General features: G+C 68.5%; 13 protein-coding genes. 12 read left to right on the forward strand and 1 reads right to left on the reverse strand.

Features of this window, described 5'->3' with window-relative positions:
• Positions 1-15: 15 nt before the first annotated feature.
• Entirely contained in the window at positions 16-900 is an 885-nt protein-coding gene (gene rfbA, locus ACFW0G_RS05385; RefSeq protein WP_378323522.1) for a glucose-1-phosphate thymidylyltransferase RfbA, read from the forward strand.
• Positions 901-1,025: 125 nt separating this feature from the next.
• On the opposite strand, the gene htpX is transcribed toward rfbA, so the two are convergent.
• Positions 1,026-1,877 (reverse strand): zinc metalloprotease HtpX, encoded by an 852-nt coding sequence (gene htpX, locus ACFW0G_RS05390; protein ID WP_378323523.1) that lies wholly within the window; start codon positions 1,875-1,877, stop codon positions 1,026-1,028.
• Positions 1,878-2,022: 145 nt separating this feature from the next.
• On the opposite strand from htpX, the gene ACFW0G_RS05395 reads away from it, so the two are divergent.
• The 11 genes from ACFW0G_RS05395 to ACFW0G_RS05445 all read left to right on the forward strand — a co-directional run bounded on the left by ACFW0G_RS05395 (position 2,023) and on the right by ACFW0G_RS05445 (position 13,912).
• The gene (locus ACFW0G_RS05395; RefSeq protein WP_378323524.1) at positions 2,023-2,991 is read left to right on the forward strand and encodes a YncE family protein; all 969 of its coding nucleotides are present in this window, start codon (positions 2,023-2,025) and stop codon (positions 2,989-2,991) included.
• Positions 2,992-3,627: 636 nt separating this feature from the next.
• Entirely contained in the window at positions 3,628-4,896 is a 1,269-nt protein-coding gene (locus ACFW0G_RS05400) for a class I SAM-dependent methyltransferase (RefSeq protein WP_378323526.1), read from the forward strand.
• The gene (locus ACFW0G_RS05405) at positions 4,893-5,687 is read left to right on the forward strand and encodes a sugar phosphate nucleotidyltransferase (protein WP_378323528.1); all 795 of its coding nucleotides are present in this window, start codon (positions 4,893-4,895) and stop codon (positions 5,685-5,687) included. Before ACFW0G_RS05400 ends, ACFW0G_RS05405 begins: the two co-directional genes overlap by 4 nt.
• Complete coding sequence (locus ACFW0G_RS05410) at positions 5,684-6,346, forward strand: PIG-L deacetylase family protein (protein WP_378323529.1); 663 nt, start codon at positions 5,684-5,686, stop codon at positions 6,344-6,346. Before ACFW0G_RS05405 ends, ACFW0G_RS05410 begins: the two co-directional genes overlap by 4 nt.
• On the forward strand, positions 6,331-7,353 hold the full coding sequence (locus ACFW0G_RS05415) for an NAD-dependent epimerase/dehydratase family protein (protein WP_378323530.1): 1,023 nt from the start codon (positions 6,331-6,333) through the stop codon (positions 7,351-7,353). Before ACFW0G_RS05410 ends, ACFW0G_RS05415 begins: the two co-directional genes overlap by 16 nt.
• The gene (locus tag ACFW0G_RS05420) at positions 7,353-8,618 is read left to right on the forward strand and encodes a DUF4910 domain-containing protein (RefSeq protein ID WP_378323722.1); all 1,266 of its coding nucleotides are present in this window, start codon (positions 7,353-7,355) and stop codon (positions 8,616-8,618) included. The genes ACFW0G_RS05415 and ACFW0G_RS05420 overlap by 1 nt, the downstream gene beginning before the upstream one ends.
• 63 nt (positions 8,619-8,681) lie before the next feature.
• Entirely contained in the window at positions 8,682-9,923 is a 1,242-nt protein-coding gene (locus ACFW0G_RS05425) for a hypothetical protein (RefSeq protein WP_378323723.1), read from the forward strand.
• A complete protein-coding gene (locus ACFW0G_RS05430; protein WP_378323532.1) occupies positions 9,920-10,867 on the forward strand; it encodes a glycosyltransferase family 2 protein in 948 nt (315 codons plus the stop codon). Before ACFW0G_RS05425 ends, ACFW0G_RS05430 begins: the two co-directional genes overlap by 4 nt.
• Positions 10,864-12,045, forward strand: coding sequence for a polysaccharide pyruvyl transferase family protein (locus ACFW0G_RS05435; RefSeq protein ID WP_378323533.1), 1,182 nt, complete (start codon positions 10,864-10,866; stop codon positions 12,043-12,045). The genes ACFW0G_RS05430 and ACFW0G_RS05435 overlap by 4 nt, the downstream gene beginning before the upstream one ends.
• Positions 12,042-12,593, forward strand: coding sequence for a dTDP-4-dehydrorhamnose 3,5-epimerase family protein (locus ACFW0G_RS05440; protein ID WP_378323534.1), 552 nt, complete (start codon positions 12,042-12,044; stop codon positions 12,591-12,593). The genes ACFW0G_RS05435 and ACFW0G_RS05440 overlap by 4 nt, the downstream gene beginning before the upstream one ends.
• Complete coding sequence (locus ACFW0G_RS05445; RefSeq protein ID WP_378323535.1) at positions 12,590-13,912, forward strand: glutamate-1-semialdehyde 2,1-aminomutase; 1,323 nt, start codon at positions 12,590-12,592, stop codon at positions 13,910-13,912. The genes ACFW0G_RS05440 and ACFW0G_RS05445 overlap by 4 nt, the downstream gene beginning before the upstream one ends.
• The last annotated feature ends 90 nt before the right edge of the window (positions 13,913-14,002 follow it).

Here is a 14,002-nt window from a genome sequence, read left to right on the forward strand (position 1 = left end):
GAGCGGAGGAGCGGGATGAAGGGGATCGTGCTGGCGGGGGGCAGCGGGACACGGCTGCATCCGATCACCCAAGCGGTTTCGAAACAGCTTCTGCCGGTGTTCGACAAGCCGATGATCTACTACCCGATCTCGGTGCTGATGCTGGCCGGGATCCGCGAGATCCTGATCATCTCCACCCCGGCCGACCTGCCGAACTTCGGCAAGTTGCTCGGCGACGGCGAGCAGCTGGGACTGTCCTTTTCGTACGCCGTGCAGCCCAGCCCCAACGGGCTCGCCGAGGCGTTCGTGATCGGCGCGGACTTCGTCGGCGACGACGACGTCGCGCTGGTGCTGGGCGACAACATCTTCTACGGCCAGGGGTTCCGCGGCAGGCTGCACGAGGCGGTCGGCACGCTGGACGGCTGTGTGCTGTTCGGCTATCCGGTGAAGGACCCCGAACGCTATGGCGTCGGCGAGGTCGACGACAGCGGCAAGCTGGTGTCCATCGAGGAGAAGCCGGAGCGGCCGCGGTCGAACAAGGCGATCACCGGGCTGTACTTCTACGACAACCAGGTCGTGGAGATCGCGCGTGGCCTCAAGCCGTCGCCGCGGGGCGAGCTGGAGATCACCGACGTCAACCTCGCCTACCTGCGGCAGGACCGCGCGCGGCTGGTCGATCTGGGCCGGGGCTTCGCGTGGCTGGACACCGGGACGCACGATTCGCTGCTCGAAGCGGGCCAGTTCGTGCAGGTGCTGGAGCACCGGACCGGGGTGCGGATCGCGTGTCTGGAGGAGATCGCGCTGCGGATGGGCTTCATCGACGCGGACCAGTGCTACGCGCTGGGCTCGAAGCTGGCGAAGTCCGGCTACGGCGACTATGTGATGAACGTCGCCCGGGTTGCCGGGGCGACCGGCGCTTGAGCGGCGGGGGTGGTCCGTCGCCCTTCGGGTCAATCACCACCACGCCCCGATTGTCCCCGCGTGTGCGGGGCCGAAAGAACTCGTGAGCGTTGCGTCCGGTTAGAACCGGCCGCAACGCACAAGACTCAGTAGGGGCGGTTCGCCATTTCTTCCAGGCGGCGGATGCGGTCCTGGATGGGCGGGTGCGTCGAGAACATCTTCGACAGCCCCTCCCCCGGCCGGAACGGGTTCGCGATCATCAGGTGTGACTGCGAGACCACGGCGGGCTCGGGTGCCAGCGGCGCCGCGCGGGTGCCGCGTTCGAGCTTCCGCAGGGCCGACGCCAGGCCGAGCGGGTCGCCGGTCAGCTCCGCGCCCGAGGCGTCGGCCTGGTACTCACGGGAGCGGCTGACGCCCATCTTGATGATCGCGGCGGCGATCGGGCCGACCAGCACGAGCAGCAGCGAAACGAGCGGGTTGCCGTCGCGGTTGTTGCCGCCGAAGAACAGTGCGATGTTCGCGATCACGCTGATGACGCTGGCCAGCGCGCCGGCGACGCACGAGATGAGAATATCGCGATTGTATACATGCGACAGTTCGTGCCCGAGCACGGCACGCAGCTCCCGCTCGTCGAGCAGGTCGAGGATGCCGGTGGTGCAGCACACCGCCGCGTGCCGCGGGCTGCGGCCGGTGGCGAACGCGTTGGGCGCCTGCGTCGGGCTGATGTAGAGGCGGGGCATGGGCTGCCGCGCCGTCGTCGCCAGCTCGCGCACGATGCGGTACATCGCGGGCTGCTCGGCCTGCGAGACCGGCCGCGCGTGCATGGCGCGCAGCGCGAGTTTGTCGGAGTTGTAGTACGCGAAGGCGTTCATGCCCAGCGCCAGCAGCAGGCCGATGATCAGCGCGCCACGGCCGAAGAACCCGCTGATCGCGATGATGATCGCGGAGAGCAGGCCGAGCAGCAGCGCGGTCTTCAGCCCGTTGTGATGCTTGTGCACGATGCTCGCCTCCTTCCGCTCGAACTCGCGGGTTACCCACCGGAAACAACGCGATCGGGCGATCCGAAGTTCCTTCGCATGATCGTCACCCGGGTTAGGGTCGAACGGCAATGCGAGGGCATTCCCCTTCTCCGCGGAGGTGCCGATGCGTGGTCCGGAACTGAGCAGGCGCGGCCTGTTCACACTGGTCGCGGCGGGTGCGGGCACCGTGGCCGCGACCACTGAAGCGCGGGCCGAGCAGGTCGTGACGGTGGACGTCGGGGGCACGCCGGCGGCGGTCGCGGTGAATCCGCTCACCGGTCTCGCGTACGTCTCCGATCCGGCCACCGGCTCGGTCTCGATCATCGACGGCTTCAGCGCGACGGTCACCGCGGTCGTCCGCACCGGCGGCGCACCCGGCGACGTCGCCGTCGACCCGCTGACCAACCGGATCTACGTCGCCAATCCCCCGGCGGGCACCGTGCTGGTGCTCGACGGCCTGAGGCTCGCCCTGGTCAGCGTGATCGGCGCCGGTGCCGGGACGTCGTCGCTCGCGCTCGACCCGCAGGCCAACCGGATCTATGCGGTGAGCGCCGCGACCGGCGCGCTCGCGGTGCTCGACGGGATCAGCGCCACGCTGCGCAGAACGGCGAACAGCCCGGTGAAGGCACTATCCGGCATCGCCGTCGACAGCGGGCGCAAGCTCGCCTACTGCACCAGCGCGGCAACGAACTCGGTGGAGGTCTTCGACATCGGCAGGGGGAGGTTCACCGCGAGCATCCGGGTCGGGGCGTCCCCCACCGGAGTGGCGGTGCACCAGCAGAGCGGCACCGTCTACGTCGCGAACTCGGCCATCCACCACATGTCCATTGTGGACGCCGCGACGCGGAGCGAGCGCAAGACCGTGCTGTTGCGCAGCGAGTCGTCGGCGATCGCCGTGCACCAGGGAACGGATACTGTCTACAGCAACGGTGGCAGCAACGGGCTGGCCCGGATCGACGGCGCCGCCGGCACGCTCAGCGGGGAACTCGACCTCGGCGTCAACCCCGGCGACGTCGCCGTCGACCAGCGGACGCGGACGATCTTCGTGACGGATCCCTTGCACGGCAGAGTCTCAGTGATCCGCGACTTCTGACGGCGCTGTTCGCCCTCGTCCCGGCGGGTCGGAAATCCTGGCCGAAAAATTCTGACGAACCATGTATCTCCCGGGCGGGACCCTCCTCCTGTCTTGCATAGAGGGGAGAGGCTGGGGGTGCGCTGAAGGGGACCTTCCCCGCAAGGGGGATCGAGGAAGGTCCCCTTCAGTACGTCCGCGGCTCGGTGGCCAGGGGGACCGGGCCGCGGACCCGCCCGGAACGGCGCGAAGGGGGAGCTCGCGCCACCGGAGCGGGGAGGGGGCTTCCGTCGTGGGGACGCGACGGGAGTCCCCTTTCTCATGCCCGTGAACCCGGCGGGCGAACCAGCCGTTATCTCGCCGGGACGCACCCGTGCGCGGATTGTGTCCAGTGGGATCCGCGGCCGCGAGTGGTGGGTCCCTCCCAGGGGTGTGACCTCGGGGTTCGAGCCCACCGACGCCTGGCCGGGGCGCCGGGTGCGACCTTGACGAGGTGCGGTTCCGGGGCGGAACGGACGACACGCGCACCCGGACGGCCGACACGCGTACGTGGATGGACGACACGGCGGAGGGGCGTTGTAACAGGGGCGGCGAAGGTAGCGAACCTATGGGCGACGCGGCCGGCTCCGGCAGCGGAAAACGGGGAGTTGCCCACTCATGACGAAATGCAGGCTGTGCGGATCGGCGGGAATGGCGAGTGTCGTCGATCTGGGCGCCACGCCCCCTTGTGAGCTGTTTCTCACCGCACAACAGCTGGACGAACCCGAAGCGACCTACCCGCTGCACCTGCGCGTCTGCACCGAGTGCTGGCTCGCGCAGCTGCCGCCGTTGATCACCCCGGAAGAGACGTTCACCGAATACGCCTATTTCTCGTCGTTTTCCACCTCGTGGGTGGAGCACGCGCGGCGGTTCGTCGAGGGCGCGCTCCCGCGGATCGACCGCGCCGAACCGTTCGTGGTCGAGGTCGCCAGCAACGACGGCTACCTCCTGCAGCACGTCGCCGAGCGCGGGATCCGATGTCTCGGCGTCGAACCCTCGGCGAACGTCGGGCAGGCCGCGCGCGACAAGGGCGTGCCGACGGTCACCGAGTTCCTCGGCCCGGAAACGGCCGCCGCGATCCGCGCGGAGCACGGCCCGGCCGACCTCGTGGTCGCGAACAACGTCTACGCGCACATCCCGGACATCCTCGGTTTCACCCAGGGCCTGCGCACGCTCGTGGCGGACGACGGCTGGGTGTCGATCGAGGTGCAGCACCTGCTCACGCTGATCGAACTCAACCAGTACGACACGATCTACCACGAGCATTTCCAGTACTACACCGTGGAATCCGCGCGCCGGGCACTGGCCACCGGCGGGCTCACCGTGGTAGATGTCGAACTCCTGCCCACGCACGGCGGCTCGATCCGGCTGTGGGCCCGCCCCACTCCGCCCTCGCACGACGTGGTCGCGGGCGAGCCGAGCGCGCGGATGACCGACGTGCTGTCCCGGGAGAAGGCCGCCGGACTGCACGAACTGTCCGGCTACACCGAATTCGCCGAGCGCGTCGCCCGCGTCCGGCTCGATCTGCTCCACTTCCTCATCGAGGCGGCGCGCGTCGGCAAGACCGTCGTCGGCTACGGCGCGCCAGGCAAGGGAAACACCCTGCTCAACCACTGCGGTATCCGTACGGATCTGCTGGCCTACACGGTCGATCGCAATCCGTACAAACACGGCCGGTTCACCCCCGGGACGCGGATCCCGGTGCTGCCACCGGAACGCATCACCGCGGACCGGCCGGACTACGTCCTGATCCTGCCCTGGAACCTGCGGGAGGAACTGACCGCCCAGCTGTCCTATGTGGACGAATGGGGCGGGAAACTGGTCTTCCCCATTCCTTCCCTGGAAATCGTCGAGCCCAGACTCGCAAACGTCGAGGTGACGTCGTGAAGGTAGTGCTGTTCTGCGGCGGGTACGGGATGCGGATGCGCAACGGCACCGCGTCCGACGTGCCCAAGCCGATGGCGATGGTCGGCCCGAGACCCCTGATCTGGCACGTGATGCGGTACTACGCGCATTTCGGCCACACCGAATTCATTCTCTGCCTCGGTTACGGGGCACACCACATCAAGGAATTCTTCCTCCACTACGAGGAAACCGCGTCGAACGACTTCGTGCTGCGCAACGGGAAACCCGAACTGCTCTCGACCGACATCTCCGACTGGTCGATCACCTTCGTGCAGACCGGTATCGAATCCGCGATCGGGGAACGCCTGCGCCGCGTGCGCCCGCATCTCGACGACGACGAAATGTTCCTCGCCAACTACGCCGACGTCCTCACCGACGCGCCGCTGCCGGACATGATCGAACGGTTCTCGAACTCCGACGCCGGCGCGTCGATGATGGTCGTGCCGCCGCAGTCCTCGTTCCACTGCGTCGAGATGAACGAGTCCGGAATGGTCGGGTCGATCACCGCGGTCAGCGAGATGCCGTTGTGGGAGAACGGCGGGTATTTCGTGCTGCGCCAGGAAGTGTTCGACCACATCCCCGAGGGCGGCGATCTCGTTGCCGACGGCTGCGGCGAACTGGCGAAGCGCGGGCGCCTGCTCGCCTATCCCTACCGCGGGTTCTGGAAACCGACCGACACGGTGAAGGAACGGTACGCACTCGACGAGAGCTATTCGCGCGGCGTGCGGCCGTGGGCGCTCTGGGAGAGCGACAAACAGGAGCGCACGGCGTGATCCGGCTCGGGGCCGAACGGCTCGGCAGGATCGTCGCGCTGGGCGCGCACTGCGACGACATCGCGATCGGCGCGGGCGGCACGCTGCTCGCGTTGTGCGCCGAGCGGCCCGGCCTGAAGGTCGACGCGCTCGTGCTCTCCGGCGGCGGCACCGAACGGGAGGACGAGGAGCGAGCCGCGCTCGCCGCGTTCTGTCCCGGTGCGGACGTCGACGTCACGGTGCTGAAACTCCCGGACGGGCGGCTGCCGACCCACTGGGAAGAGGCCAAGAACGCGCTCGAGGACCTGCGGCGGCGCACCGATCCCGACCTCATCCTGGCTCCGCGGACCGAGGACGCGCACCAGGATCACCGCGGGCTCGCGAAGCTGGTCCCGACGGCATTCCGCGATCACCTCACGCTCGGCTACGAGATCGTCAAATGGGACGGCGATCTCGGCAGGCCGTCGCTGTACCAGCCGCTTACGCCGGAGCTGGCCGAGCGAAAAGTCCAGTTGCTGCAAGAACATTACGCCTCTCAGCGGCACCGGCCCTGGTACGACCGGGAAGCGTTCCTCGGGCTGGCCCGCATCCGCGGCATCGAATGCGGCACGCGGTACGCGGAAGCCTTTGACGTCAAAAAAATCGTTCTCGATATGGAGGGGACATGCGGGTCCTGCTGACCGGGCACAAGGGGTACCTGGGCACGGTGATGGCGCCGGTGCTGGCCGCCGCCGGACACCAGGTCGTCGGCCTCGACTCGGGCCTGTTCGAGGGCTGTCTGCTGGGTCCGGCGCCGGACGACCCCGCCGGGTACCAGGTCGACCTGCGGGACGTCACCGCCCAGCATCTGTCCGATGTGGACGCCGTGATCCACCTGGCCGCGCTGTCCAACGACCCGCTGGGCTCGCTCGCGCCAGGGCTGACCTACGACATCAACCACCACGCGTCCGTCTGGCTCGCCCGGCTGGCCAAGGACGCGGGCGTCGAACGGTTCCTCTACGCCTCGACGTGCTCGGTCTACGGCGCTTCCGGCGGTGACGGGCTGGTGGACGAGGACGCGCCGCTGCGTCCGGTGACGCCGTACGCGGAGTCGAAGGTCCGTGTCGAGGACGACGTCCGCGAGATCGCCGACGACCACTTCACGCCCGTCTTCATGCGCAACGCGACGGCGTTCGGTTACTCCCCGCGGCTGCGCGCGGACATCGTGCTGAACAACCTGACCGCGCACGCCCACCTGTCCGGTGAGGTGCTGGTGCTCTCGGACGGGACGCCGTGGCGGCCGCTGGTGCACGCCAAGGACATCGCCCGCGCGTTCGCCGCCGCGCTGGACGCCCCGAAGGAAGCCGTGCACGCCAAGGCGTTCAACATCGGGACCGAAAAGAACAATGTCACCGTGGCCGAAATCGCGCAGGAAGTCGTCGAGGCCGTGCCAGGCTCGACGCTGCGCATCACCGGCGAAGCGGGCGCCGACCCGCGTTCGTACCGGGTGGACTTCTCGCGCTTCCGCGCGGCGGTCCCCGGTTTCGACTGCGACTGGTCGGTCAAGGACGGCGCGGTCGAGCTGATCGACGCCTACCGCCGGTTCGAGCTGTCCAAAGAGGACTTCGAGCGCAAGTTCACCCGGCTCGCGTGGCTGAAGGACCGCAGCGAAGACGGCCTCATCGACGACACCCTGCGGCGCCGGTGATGAAAACCGGGGCGGAAATGCACGCGCTCGTCGAGCGGCTGTACCCGATCTGCCGGAGCATCACCGGCGACGGGGTCCGCCGCACCCTGGGCATCATCGGCGAGCACATTCCGCTCGAACTGCACGAAGTGCCGACCGGGGCGCAGGTGCTGGACTGGACGATCCCGCAGGAGTGGAACATCCGCGACGCCTACATCGCCGACAGCGCGGGCAATCGCGTGGTGGACTTCACCGAGCACAACCTGCACGTGGTCGGCTACAGCGTCCCGGTGAACCGGCGCATGCCACTGTCCGAGCTGCGCGCACACCTGCACACGCTGCCCGACACTCCACAGTGGATTCCCTACCGGACGAGCTACTACGCCCCCACCTGGGGTTTCTGCCTGTCCCAGGAAAAGCTCGACGCGCTGCCGGAGGCGGAGTACGAGGTCGTCATCGATTCCACTTTGGAGGATGGCAGCCTCACCTACGGCGAGCACGTCGTTCCGGGCCACATCACCGGCGAGGTGATCGTGTCCTGCCACGTCTGTCACCCGTCGCTGGCGAACGACAACCTGGCCGGGATCGCCGTCGCGATCTCGCTGGCCCAGTCGCTGGCCGCGACGAAGCCCTGGTACACCTACCGCTTCCTGTTCATGCCCGGCACGATCGGCTCGATCACCTGGCTCGCCCGCAACGCCGAGCGCGTCGACAAGGTCAAGCACGGCCTCGTGCTGGCCTGCGCGGGCGACTCCGGCCCGCTGACATACAAGCAGAGCAGGCGCGGAGACGCCGAGATCGACCGGGTCATGCGGTATGTCCTCGATGGACGTCCACACAAGACGGTCGAGTTCTCGCCCTACGGATATGACGAGCGTCAGTTCTGCTCACCGGGGTTCAACCTCGGTGTCGGTTCGCTCACGAGGACGCCGTACGCGGGTTATCCCGAGTACCACACCTCGGCCGACAATCCGGACTTCGTCTCCCCCGAGGCAATGGAAGGCACCTTGGCGGCTCTGCGTGACGCGGTCGCGGTGCTGGACCGCAACCGCCGCTACGTCAACCTGAGCCCGTACGGCGAGCCGCAGCTGGGCAAACGCGGCCTGTACGACTCCCTCGGCGGGCGCAGCGACGCCAAGCAGGCGCAGATGGCGATGTTGTGGGTGCTCAACTTCTCCGACGGCGAACACAGCCTGCTCGACATCGCCGAGCGTTCCGGGCTGCCGTTCGACGTCGTCGCCGTCGCGGCGCGTGCCCTGCACGACGCCGGCCTGATCAAGGAGTGAGCCGTGACCACCGTCGGGGAGCAGCCGAAGCGTTCGCTGTTGCGTTCCGGCGCGGTGCGCGCCATGGCTGGCCGGTTGAGCTGGGGACTCGGCGATCAGGCCGTGTCCAGCCTGACGAACTTCGTCGTCGGCATGTTCGTGGCCCGCTCGCTCGGCCCGCACGCGTTCGGCGTGTTCAGTATCGCGTGGGTGACCTACGGCGTCATTCTCAACGTCTCACGCGGGCTGGCGACCGATCCGCTGATGGTGCGCTACAGCGGAGTGTCCACAACGGACTGGCGAGCGGCGGTCGGCCGAGCTTCGGGCACCGCGCTGGCCGTCGGCTGTGTGTCGGGCATCGGCAGTCTTCTTGTCGGCCTCGCCATCGGCGGCGCGGTCGGCCATGCGTTCCTCGCGCTCGCTCTGGCGCTGCCCGCCTTGCTGCTGCAGGACAGCTGGCGGTTCGCCTTCTTCGCGGCGGGTGAAGGACGCCGCGCGTTCACCACCGACGCCATCGCCGGGGTCGCGCTGATCCCGTCGATGTTCGTGGCCGCACACTTCCGCAGCGTCGTCGCGTTCCTGCTGGCCTGGGGCGTGGCGAGCGCCGTCGCTGCCTGCTTCGGCTTACTGCGCACCGGAATCCTGCCCCGGCTGGGTGGGGTCCGTGGCTGGGTCGGCGAACACCGCGACCTCGGGCCGCGGTACCTGATCGAGAACGTCAGCAACAGCGGCGCGTCGCAGCTGCGCGCGTACGGGCTCGGCGCGATCGCCGGGCTCGCCGCCGTCGGCACCGTCCGCGGCGCTGAACAGCTGCTCGGCCCGTTCCTCGCGCTGCTGATGGGACTTTCGCTCGTCACGGTCGCCGAAGGCGCCCGGGTGCTGCGCCGTTCGCCGCACCGGCTGCGGTTGTTCTGCGCGCTGCTCGGCACCGGCCAGGCCGCCGCCGCGTTCGTGTGGGGCCTCGGGCTGCTGTTCCTGCTACCGGATTCCTGGGGCCGGTTCGCGCTCGGCGAGGTCTGGACGACGTCGTCGCAGCTGATCCTGCCGGTGACGTTCTCGGTCGTCGGCGCGAGCTTCAGCACCGGCGCCGCGGCGGGCCTGCGAGCACTGGGTGCGGCGCCGCGGAGCCTGCGCTCGCAGCTCGTCGCCTCCGCGTTCTACCTGGGCGGCGGCCTCATCGGCGCCTTCATCGGCGGCGCGGTCGGCTCGGCCTGGGGCGTCGCGACCGCCACGCTCAGCGGATCGATCGTCTGGTGGTTCCAGCTGCACGCCGGGCTTCGCGAGTACACCGCGCCCGATACCTCTGAGGAGATGACCCAGTCATGACCACTCTTCCCCGGCTGAGCCTCGGCCTTCCGGTGTACAACGGCGAGGAGTACCTGGCCGAATCGCTCGACGCGCTGCTCGGACAGTCCTATGGGGACTTCGAGCTGGTCATCTCCGACAACGCTTCGGCCGATGGCACCGAGGAGATCTGCCGCCAGTACGCGGAGAAGGACTCGCGGATCCGGTACGTCCGGCAACCGGTCAACATCGGCGCGACGCCGAACCACAACTACCTCTTCGAAGTGTGCCGGACCGAGCTGTTCAAATGGGTTTCGCACGACGACCTCTACGCGCGGGACCTGCTGTTGCGCTGTGTCGAGGCGCTCGACGAACGGCCGCACGTGGTCGTGGCGCACGCGGGGACGGCGATCATCGACGGTTCCGGCGCCGTCACGCAGGTGTTCGACTACCACATCGACACGGACTCGCCGTACGCTCCGGAGCGGTTCCTGAGCCTGCTGTTCGAGCCTGGCGGCGACGACTTCTACGGCGTGATCCGTTCCGACGTGCTGCGGCGCGTGACGCCGATGAACAGCTACCACCACGCGGACCGGACCTATGTCGCGGAACTGGCGCTGCACGGGCCGTTCCACCAGGTCCCCGAACTGCTGTACTTCCGCCGCGACCACCCGCACCGGGCCGAGCGGGCCAATCCGACCATCCGGAGCCGGTGTGCGAATCTGGACCCGCGGCGCGCGGACCGGCTCCGGAACCCCGCCGTGCGCCTGCTCGGCGAGTACGTCCTCGGGTTCGTCACGGCGATCCAGCGTGCGCCACTGTCCACAAGAGAGCGTCAGCAGTGCTACCGGCACCTGTGGACGTGGGCGTCGAGCCGGGCGCGTGCCCGCGGCGAACGGATCGAAGACCGGGCGCCCACGGCGACGCCCGAAGAGGCGTTGACGGTGAGCGCGATCGTCGCCGGCCAGGAAGGACGGGGCTGGTGACCACCCGGGTCGGCGTGTTCGGGCTGCTGGGCTCGGGCAACCTCGGCAACGACGGCTCGCTGGAGGCGGTACTCGCCTACCTGCGGGCCGAGCATCCCGACGCCGTCATCAGCGCGTTGTGCGGTGGGCCGGAACAGGTCTCGGCCCGCTACGGGATCCGGGCGACGCGGCTGAACTGGTACCGCGACGAATACCGCACGGCGTCCGGGGTGCGGTCGATCGCGCTGAAAGGGTTCGGCAAGGTCGTCGACATCGTCCGGACCGCGCGGTGGGTTCGCCGCCAGGACGCGGTGATCGTGCCGGGCATGGGCGTGCTCGAAGCCACGCTTCCCTTGCGCCCCTGGGGTTTCCCGTACGCACTGCTGCTGCTCTGCGCGTCCGGTCGGCTGCTCGGCACGCGCGTGGCACTGGTCAGCGTCGGCGCCAACGTGATCACCCACCGGGTCACCCGGGCGATCGTGCGGACGGCTGCGCGGCTGGCGGCGTATCGGTCCTATCGGGACGAACTGTCGCAGGACGCCATGCGCGCCATGGGTGTCGACGTCTCGCGCGATCAGGTCTATCCGGACCTCGCCTTCGCGTTGCCGGTGCCGGACGTGCCCGCCGAACTCGGGACCGTCGGCGTCGGCGTGATGGCGTACTCCGGCGGGAACGACGACCGCGCACATGCCGACGAGATCTATCGCGACTACGTCGGCACCATGACCGCGTTCGTCCAATGGCTCGTCGACCGGGGACGGCCGGTGCGGCTGTTCATCGGCGACCAGGCGGACACCGAGGTCACGGACGCGATCCGGGCCACTGTGGACTCGCCGCTGGTCACCGCGGCGCCGATGTCCACTTTGGACGAGCTGATGACCTCGATGGCGTGCGTCGAGACGGTCGTGGCCACTCGCTATCACAACGTCCTGTGCGCGCTGAAGCTCGCGAAACCGACCGTGGCAATTGGGTACGCGAAGAAGAACGACGTGCTCATGGCGGAACTGGGGCTCGCCGAATTCTGTCAGTCGGCCCGTGCCATCGACCTCGAGCGGCTGATCACGCAGTTCACCGAACTGGAAGCACGGTCCGCCGAACTGCGCGCAACGCTGGCCTCGCGCAACGCCGGGCTTTCCGAACGGCTCAAGCACCAGTTCGCCACACTGTCCGACACATTGATCCCGAGGGGCGCCCGATGAAAGTCTCCCCGGTCACCACCATCACCGGCGCGTATCTTTTCGAACCGACCCCGCATGTCGACGAACGCGGTTTCTTCAGTCGCACTTTCGACGCCGGCGTCGCGCGGTCGGTCGGCATCGACCCGGACGGATTCCTCCAGGACAGCGTGTCCCGCTCCCGCAAAGGCGTGTTGCGCGGAATGCATCTGCGTTCGGGCAAGGGCGAGGCGAAACTGGTCCGCTGTTCGTACGGAGAGATTTTCGACGTCGTCGTGGATCTGCGGCCCGATTCGCCGACCTACCGCAATCAGGAATACTTCGAGCTTTCCGGGGAAACCCAGGTTTCGCTCTACATCCCCGCGGGATGCGCACACGGGTTCCAGGCGCTGACCGATCCCGCCGACGTGTCGTACCGGATCGACCGGGCGCACGACCCTGCGGAGGACGTCACCATCGCCTTCGACGACCCCGAACTCGCCATCCCCTGGCCGCTTCCGGTGACAACGGCGTCATCGCGAGACAGAAAGGCACCGAAACTCACCGAGGTGATCGGGGGAAAACCGACATGACCGAGAACCGGCCGCTGCCACGATCGTCAGAGGCGAACGAGCGGCTGCACGCGGCGATTCCCGGCGGCGCGCACACCTACGCCAAGGGGGAAGACCAGTATCCCGAAGACCTGGCGCCGGTGATCTCGCACGGCAAGGGCGCCCACGTGTGGGACATCGACGGGAACGAGTACATCGAATACGGCTCCGGGTTGCGTTCGGTCAGCCTCGGGCACGTACACCCGCGCGTCGTCGAGGCGGTGCGCCGCGAGATCGAGCGAGGCAGCAACTTCGTCCGTCCGTCCATTGTGGAGGCCGAGGCGGCGGAACGATTCCTCGCCTCGGTGCCGACCGCGGAAATGGTGAAGTTCGCGAAGAACGGTTCGGACGCGACCACCGCGGCCGTCCGGCTGGCCCGCGCGGCCACCGGCAGGCCGCTGGTGGCGATCTGCGCCGACCACGCGTTCTTCTCCGTCGACGACTGGTTCATCGGCACCACCGCGATGTCGTCGGGAATCCCGGGCGAGACGACAGCGCTGACCGTGTCGTTCCCCTACGGCGACCTCGCGGCCACCGAAGAGATGTTGCGGGAGCACGAGGGAAAGGTCGCGTGCCTGATCCTCGAACCCGCGACGCAGACCGAACCGGCGCCCGGCTACCTCGCCGCGCTACGCGAGCTGGCGCACCGGCACGGATGTGTGCTGATCTTCGACGAGATGATCACCGGGTTCCGCTGGTCGGAGGCCGGCGCTCAGGGGCTCTACGGCGTCCAGCCCGATCTCTCGACGTTCGGGAAGGCGCTGGGCAACGGGTTCGCCGTGTCGGCCTTGGCGGGACGTCGCGAGCTGATGGAGCTGGGCGGCCTGCGCGATACGCGGGACCGGGTGTTCCTGCTTTCGACCACGCACGGCGCGGAAACGCACTCGCTGGCCGCCGCGATCGCGGTGTTCGACACCTACGCCGAAGAGGGCGTCACCGCGCGGCTGCACACCCTCGGTGGGCGGCTCGCGACGGGAGTCCGCGAGGTCGCCGAAAGCATGGGGGTCGGCGAGCACGTCCTCGTACGGGGGCGGGCCAGCAACCTCGTGTTCGCGACACTGGACGAGCGGCTCAAGCCGTCGCAACCGTACCGGACGTTGTTCCTGCGGCAGCTTCTCACCGGCGGGGTGATCGGTCCGTCCTTTGTGGTCAGCAGTGCGCTGACCGAGGCCGACATCGACCGGACGATCGACGTCGTGGCGCAGGCGTGCACCGTCTACCGCAAGGCACTCGACGCCGACGACCCGGCCGCGTTCATGGGCGGCCGCTCGGTGAAGCCGGTGTTCAGGCGGTTCGCGTAGCGGGGTTCGTGCGCGTTCTGCCTGGTTCTGGCGGTGGAACGCGCACGAGTCCACACTTCGGGGTGACAGCGGTGACGCCCGGTCGGACGT

The organism is Amycolatopsis sp. NPDC058986 (assembly GCF_042741125.1).
Taxonomy (GTDB): domain Bacteria; phylum Actinomycetota; class Actinomycetes; order Mycobacteriales; family Pseudonocardiaceae; genus Amycolatopsis.